This is a genomic window from uncultured Agrococcus sp., from assembly GCF_945915485.1.
Taxonomy (GTDB): Bacteria; Actinomycetota; Actinomycetes; order Actinomycetales; family Microbacteriaceae; genus Agrococcus.
This window is the reverse complement of record NZ_CAMEFJ010000108.1, coordinates 1-6,914: the sequence shown is the minus strand read 5'-3', so window position 1 is coordinate 6,914 and position 6,914 is coordinate 1. Positions and strand designations below refer to the sequence as shown.

General features: G+C 66.5%; 7 protein-coding genes. 2 read left to right on the top strand and 5 right to left on the bottom strand.

Going from position 1 to position 6,914, the window contains the following annotated elements; genetic code table 11:
- From Q0O95_RS12575 to Q0O95_RS12555, 5 genes are all read right to left on the bottom strand, one after another.
- Nucleotides 1-1,069, bottom strand: a 1,069-nt coding sequence (locus Q0O95_RS12575; RefSeq protein WP_293699264.1) for a glycosyltransferase family A protein, incomplete at its 3' end; no start/stop codon positions are given.
- 41 nt (nucleotides 1,070-1,110) lie between these two features.
- A complete protein-coding gene (locus Q0O95_RS12570; RefSeq protein WP_293699261.1) occupies nucleotides 1,111-1,599 on the bottom strand; it encodes a methylated-DNA--[protein]-cysteine S-methyltransferase in 489 nt (162 codons plus the stop codon).
- Between the two features lie 92 nt (nucleotides 1,600-1,691).
- Complete coding sequence (locus tag Q0O95_RS12565; RefSeq protein ID WP_293699258.1) at nucleotides 1,692-2,840, bottom strand: M20/M25/M40 family metallo-hydrolase; 1,149 nt, start codon at nucleotides 2,838-2,840, stop codon at nucleotides 1,692-1,694.
- On the bottom strand, nucleotides 2,827-3,924 hold the full coding sequence (locus Q0O95_RS12560) for a diaminopropionate ammonia-lyase (protein WP_293699255.1): 1,098 nt from the start codon (nucleotides 3,922-3,924) through the stop codon (nucleotides 2,827-2,829). The genes Q0O95_RS12565 and Q0O95_RS12560 overlap by 14 nt, the downstream gene beginning before the upstream one ends.
- Nucleotides 3,921-5,255: a Zn-dependent hydrolase gene (locus Q0O95_RS12555; RefSeq protein ID WP_293699252.1), complete on the bottom strand. Its 1,335-nt coding sequence runs from the start codon at nucleotides 5,253-5,255 to the stop codon at nucleotides 3,921-3,923. Before Q0O95_RS12555 ends, Q0O95_RS12560 begins: the two co-directional genes overlap by 4 nt.
- Before the next feature lie 91 nt (nucleotides 5,256-5,346).
- On the opposite strand from Q0O95_RS12555, the gene Q0O95_RS12550 reads away from it, so the two are divergent.
- Complete coding sequence (locus Q0O95_RS12550; RefSeq protein WP_293699249.1) at nucleotides 5,347-6,267, top strand: LysR family transcriptional regulator; 921 nt, start codon at nucleotides 5,347-5,349, stop codon at nucleotides 6,265-6,267.
- Complete coding sequence (locus tag Q0O95_RS12545; RefSeq protein ID WP_293699246.1) at nucleotides 6,264-6,884, top strand: histidine phosphatase family protein; 621 nt, start codon at nucleotides 6,264-6,266, stop codon at nucleotides 6,882-6,884. Before Q0O95_RS12550 ends, Q0O95_RS12545 begins: the two co-directional genes overlap by 4 nt.
- Nucleotides 6,885-6,914 lie beyond the last annotated feature (30 nt).

The following is a 6,914-nucleotide window of genomic DNA, read 5'->3' as shown; positions in this document are numbered from 1 at the left end:
ACAGCTCCACTACGAGGTCAAGCTCGTCGTCGCCCTCCGCGGCGATGAGTTCGGCGCCGTGATCCAGCCGACGCTCAGCGTCGATGAGCGCGCTCAGCCCACGAACCCTGCCGTCTCGGATCAGCGCCCGTTTCGCCCTGTCGGTGGGATGCGCCTCTCGCCCGTCGAGTTCTTCCGGCACGAAGTCGGCGAGGAACTGCCGATGGGCTCGAACCCATGCGCGCCGTCGCCACGGGTGACTGAGCCGCCATCTGCGCGGCGTGTAGAAGCGCAGCCCCATCTTGCCGAAGAACTCGGAGACCAGCCTCGCGGCTTCCTCGGAGTCGGCGACGTTCTCAACGAGTGTCGTGGCGATGACTCTGCAGGAGTCCACATAGTCTTCCGGGCGGAAGAGCTGGCTCGAGGTGTTTCCGCCGCGGTCGCGTTTCGCAAACAGGTAGAGCACTCGTTTGCCGCTATACGTGATTCGGCGCGCGGCTGTGTAGGCCTGCGTCATGAAGATGCCGTCTTCGAGCCGGACCACCCCTTCTGGAAATCGCAGGCCCTCCCGCTCGATCATCTCCCGCCGAATCATCTTCTGCGGCGTGAGCGTTTCCATCGCGCGGTCCAGTGCGATGTCGCCCGACGGATACCGCAGGAACAGCGGCGAGATTCGTCGCCCTCCCGTCCCGCGCATTTTGGGTATTACGACGTCGACGGGCACGGGGTCTGCATCGGCCGCGACGAACGCGGCGACCATGGTGCCCAGCGCGTAGGTCTCGAGTTTGTCGTCGCCGTCAAGGAAGAACACGTACCGGCCGGATGCGCGCTCGAGACCCCGATTGCGCGGGCCTCCCGGCCATCCGCTCCCCGGCTGCCGTATGACGACGAGACGGTCATCGGAGCGAGCCAGTCGTTCGAGTTCCTCTCCCGATCCGTCGCTGGAGCCGTCATCGATCGCGATGAGCTCGAAGTCGGTGAGCTCCTGCGTAAAGACCGACTCAATCGTCTCCGTGAGATGTGGCATCTCATTGTGCACCGGCACGATAACGCTCACGGTGGGCGACTGTGCTGCTGCATTGGACGACACCCTTCAAGGGTACAAAAGGTCCACTGGCCGACGCCGACCGGTCAGGCGGCGATGCGTGCGACGATCGCGGCCTCGTGCGCGAGCAGACGCCGTTTGTTCTCTATGCCGCCCGCGTAACCGCTCAGCTTGCCACTCGCCGAAAGCACACGGTGGCACGGCACGAGGACCGTGAGCGGGTTCGCCCGGTTCGCCAACCCTACGGCGCGCACCGCTTTCGGGCTTCCCGCAGCCGCCGCTATTTCACCGTAACTGCGGGTCTCACCGAACGGGATCTCGCGTATGACGCCCCACACGCGCTCCTGGAACTCGGTTCCCCGCGCGCGGGTGGCGACCGTGAAGTCGGTGCGGTCTCCTGCGAAGTACTCGAGCAGCTGATCCGCGGCGGCCGCGAGCGCCCTGTCGTCGCGAGCTCCGAAGAGCCAGCTGTCGGGTTCGGGATCGTGATGCTGCTGGTAGACGCCGGTCACGACGCTGCCTGCGCCGACGATCGTGAGCTCCCCTATCCGTGTGTCAATCGTTGTGTATGCCATGCCTCAGTTGAACACTGCCGCGTTGCTCCGCGGGTGCCGCAGTGTCGAGCCTGTGGATGAAAACCGGGTGTTAGGCGTGGTTTGTCGTCACCCTAGCTGTTTCCGAAGCCCTCGATCACGCGCGTGAGGGCCTTCGTGACGGTACGGAACGATGCAAGGTCGACCCACTCGTCCTCCGCGTGAGCGCCACCGCCGTCGACGCCGAACAGCACGGTCGGGATGCCCGCGTCGGCGAGCAGAGCGCAGTCGGTCCAGAATGCTTCGCCGGGTAGTTCTGGTGCGCGGCCCGTCTCGGCCTCGACGCCGTTGGCGACGGCGCGCACGATGTCGGCATCCTGATCGATGTGGAACGGGCTGCGCTCGAACACGACCCGTACTTCCGCGCTGCACGGCGAGTCTGCAATCGCGTCGTCGACGATCGCTCGTAGCTCGCGTTCCACGTTCTCGGCGGAGTCACCGGGCAGCGTACGGTATTCGACGGCGACCGTGCACTCGGCTGGGTAGCTCGAGCGTTCCTCTCCTCCGTTGATCGTCGCGGCGTGCAGATTCGCAGTGCCGAGCAGAGGATGCGGAGGTCGGCCGGCCAGTACTCGATCGTGTTCCGCAAGGGCCGTGAGCACCCGGCCGGTGTGCGCGATCGCGTCGACTCCCAGGTCTCGTCTCGACCCGTGTCCGGCTCTCCCGTGCACCGTGATGTCGAGCCAGACGAATCCGCGGTGCGCTGTGACGATGTCGAGCCCGGTCGGTTCGACGACGATCGCTGCGTCGGCCGTGAAGCCGGCGGCGAGCACTTCTTGCGTGCCGATGCTCGCGTGCTCCTCGTCGGCCACGAGTGCCAGCACGATGTCGCCTCCGTGCCCGGCCCGGGCGACGCCTGCGGCCGCGGTCATCATGGCTGCGACACCGGCTTTCATGTCGTACGTGCCGCGGCCGTGCATCCTGCCGCCCTGCACGAGCGGTTCGAGAGCGTTGCCCGAGTAACCCGCGAGCGTCACGGTGTCGAGGTGTCCGTTCAGCATGAGGCGCTTGCCACGTCCACCGCGGTAGGTCGCGACGACGGATGGTCTCCCGGGTGTGCTCTCAAGGCGCCGGCAGTCGAAGCCCCGCGGTTCGAGCCACGAGGTCGCGAAGTCCGCGATCTCCGACTCGCCCGCCCCACCGGCGACGAGTTCGGGATTCGTGGAATCGATTCGCACGAGGTCGGCCAGTAGCCGCTGCGCGTCCGCATCACTGATCTCCATGATCACCACCCTTCGGATTGGCCGCATACGACTCAGTGCTGAGAAGCACGACGACCGCATCCGCGTCGAGATGCAGCGACGAACGCAATTGTTCATCGGCCATCACCGACCGGATGCCCGCCAGCGTCGCCGCACCGCAGGGCCCGGCGTCCATCGCTCGCTCGAGATCCCGGACGGCCGCGAGCGCCTCCTCATCCGTCACCGTGATGGCGAGGTCGGCCCCGTGCTGCAGTACCGACCAGGCGAGGCTGGAAACGGTGCCGCAGTTCAACCCGGTCATGACCGTGTCACCCGTGGGCACGGCGACGGGGCTGCCCCGCTGCAACGATCTCGTGATCGTCGCGGCGGTTTCGGGCTCGACGATCACGACCGCCGGGGTTCGCGAGGTTGAACGGTAGTGGGCAACGACGGCCTGCGCGAGCGAGCCGACACCCGCCGGCACGACCACGGCATCCAGCCGACTCTCCTCCAGCTGCTCGTCGATCTCCTCGAGCAGGGTCGTGTAGCCGTCGACGATCCACCCCGACACGGTCTCATAGTCGTGCCATGCCGTGTCTTGGATCAGCACGTCCTGCGGCTGCAGCTGCCGAGCGACGAGCGCGACGACGTCGTCGTAGGGGATGCCGTGCTCGATGAGACTCGCCCCCTCGTCGACGATGGCCCGCTTCGAGGCATCGGACACCTCCTGCGGAACGTGTATCTCAGCCGAGACGCCCAGCATGGCAGCGACGCGTGCGACCGCTCGACCGTGGTTGCCGTCGGTGGCTGCAACGAGTCGCGGTGCTGCAGAACCTTCCAGCGCCGAGCGCAGCCGATCGAGCGACAGCGCTTCTTCGTGCCCGAGTCGCTGCGACAGCGTTCTCGCGATCGCGTAAGACGCGCCCAGCACTTTGAACGCGGGCAGACCGAGTCTCGACGACTCGTCTTTGACGAACAAGCGCCGGATGCCCAGCTCGCTCGCGAAGGCGGGTAGCTCCCGTAACGGTGTGGGCTCGTAGCCCGTGACTCCTCGATGAAAGTCACGCGGCGACGGTTGCAGCGGTGCCGCGCGCCAGTCTCGAGCGGAGGTGTTCAGTGCCTTCATGCGTGCTCTCCTTCCGCAGCGAGCTCCAGCGCAACGTCGGCGAGCACCTGGGTGCCTGCTGCACAGTCCTCCTGCGTCGAGTATTCCCTAGGGTTATGGCTGATGCCGTCGAACTGCCCTCGCACGAACACCATGGCAGCCGGTGCGATAGCGACGATCTCCTGCGCGTCGTGACCGGCACCGGACATGAGTCGCCCCGTCGGGTATCCCCGGTTCGCCGCCGCATCGGCGATGGCTCGTTGCAGTCGTGCATCGAACGGGACGGGCTCGGTCCTGGCCATCCGCTCGGTCTCGACGACGAGACCTTCGCACGGCTGCTGCGACGGCAGATCGCGCAGGAAGTCCGCAAGCTCGGACTCCGCGGCCGCCATATGCGCGCTGTCGGGGTTGCGGAGGTCGACGGTGAGCTCGGCGCGATCTGGAACGACGCTCGGCATCCCCGGTTCGGTCACGATACGACCGACTGTGCCGCGCAGGCAGCCGTACGAACCCGAATCGACCATGTCGCGGACTTTCACGACGATCTGCGCTGCGGCAAGGCCCGCATCCACTCGCAGGTCCGTCGGAGTCGCTCCCGCGTGCGCCGCTCGACCGTGCAGGGTGATGCGCTGCCACGAGATCGCCTGCACACCCGTGACGACACCGATGGGCAGATCGTCACGCAACAGCGTCGGACCCTGCTCGATGTGACATTCGAGATACGCATGGACAGGCTCGAGCAGTTCGGACGGTTGCCCTTTGAAGCCGATACGTTCGAGTTCATCGCCGAAGGTGCACCCGTCGGCGTCCCGCAACCGGTAGGCGTGCTCGAGGCTCAACCGCCCCGCTGCGACGGCGGAACCGAGCATGTCGGTGCCGAAGCGGACACCTTCTTCTTCACTGAACGCGGCGATGACGAGCGAACGAGCTGTCGCGACGCCGCGCTGCTCGAGCGAACGAACGATCTCGAGCCCGCCCAGAACGCCGAGGCACCCGTCGAAGGCACTGGCGGTCGGCACGGAGTCGATGTGCGAGCCGATCATGACGGGGGCGAGTTCGGGGCGCGTGCCCTCGCGACGCCCGAACACATTGCCCATCCTGTCGACGCTGACCTCGAGACCCGCCTCCCGCATCCACTGCACGAGCAGTCGTCTGCCATCGGCGTCCTCGTCCGTAAGCGATTGCCGGTTCACACCCGTGAGCCCTGTTGCGGCGTCCGTAAAGGCGCCGATCTCGGCCAGCCGCATGAGGGAGGCCCAGAGCCGGTCGCCGTCGATGTCGACCTTCGGTGTGGTCGCGGTCTGGTGCTGCGCCGTCACGTTGCCTCCGTGTTCTCGGTCTGCTCTTCTCATGGAGAGCGTATGGCGAACTGATTGCGTAATCGATACCATCTTTCACAAGAAATCTCATGTGTTTTATTCATGAGTGGATGGGATTGCCCGGATGTACGATGTGCACCGACTCCGCCTCTTGCGAGAGCTCGCGCGCAGGGGAACGCTGGCATCGGTCGCGAACGCGCTCGGCTACAACCCTTCCTCCATATCGCATCAGCTCGGTCTGCTCGAACGCGAAACGGGCGTCACCCTGCTCGAGCCGTCAGGGCGCGGTGTGCGGCTGACCCCTGCCGCCAGAGCGCTCGTCACTCACGCGGAGAACATCCTGCGAGAACTCGAACTCGCTGAGGCGACTGTCGCTGCCTCGCGAGGCGAGGTCACCGGCACCGTACGCATCGCCACGTTTCAAACGGCCGCCAGGGGCCTCGTACTCGACGCGATAGAGCAGCTCGCGAATGCTCATCCCCGATTGACCGTCGCCTTCACACACGTGGATGCCGGCGCCGCGATCCCCGCATTGATCGCGCGCGACTTCGACATCGTGCTGTCGGAGGAGTATCCGGGAGCTCCTCTGCCGCGAGATCCCGCGATCGTCAGCCGACTCTCGCTGACCGACCCGCTCATCCTGGCGATTCCGGCCGAATGGCAGGAGAGCTCGCTGGAAGAGCTCGCAGCGCGCCCGTGGGTCATGGAGCACGCCGGCACCGCCGCACGCAACTGGTCGGACGCAACCTGCCGTTCCGCGGGCTTCGAACCTCACGTCGTGTTCGAGACGGCCGACCTCTTCCTCCACGCCGACGTCGTCGACCGTGGGCTCGCAGCCGCGTTCCTGCCCGGGCTGGGCCCTTCGCCCGCATCCGCGAAGCGCGTCGAAACCGGGCAAGCCCGCGCCGTGACACTGTACGTGAGGTCGGGTGGCGAGAACAGCCCCGCAGTCGCTGCCGTCAGCGCAGCAATCGCCGCCACCGCTGGGATCGAAGCGCCCGAGCGCTCGCAGAGCCGGCGGGATGCACGTAGGCTCGAAGCGTGAGAATCGCACTCGTACGCCACGGTCAAACCAATTGGAACTTCGAAGGGCGCATGCAGGGCTCCCGCAACATTCCGCTGAATGACACGGGCCGACAGCAGGCAAGGGATGCGGCCGAGCGATTCCGCTCCAAGGGAGAGTCGTGGGATGCGGTCATCGGGTCGTCGCTCGACCGCGCTGCCGAGACGGCTCGCATCATGGCCGACGTGCTCGAAATACCGATGCTCGGCACGCGCGACGGCCTCATCGAGCGCGACTACGGCGAACTCGAAGGGATGCCCGTGCTGGAAGCCCGCGCGCAATTCTCCCTCAACGGCGATCTCGTCGGGCCGGGCGTGGAGTCATTGCCGGCACTCGTTGCCCGCGCGACCGCGGCTATCGACGCCATCGCCACCGAACATCCTGTCGGAGCACTGCTGGTGGCAACGCACGGCACGTTCATTCGATCGTTCGCCGACGCACTCGCCGGCTTCGAGACACCCAGGATCAGCAACGGCGACGGCGTGCACATCGAGGGAGCACCCGGCGACTGGCGCATCACGCGCCTGCCGGAGCCGCGCCAGGATGCCCCGTTATCGCACCCGGATCGCGTCGGAGCAGGAGCCCCGGACATCCGGTAGGGGTGTCGGCGAAAACAACTGCGGCCGCCA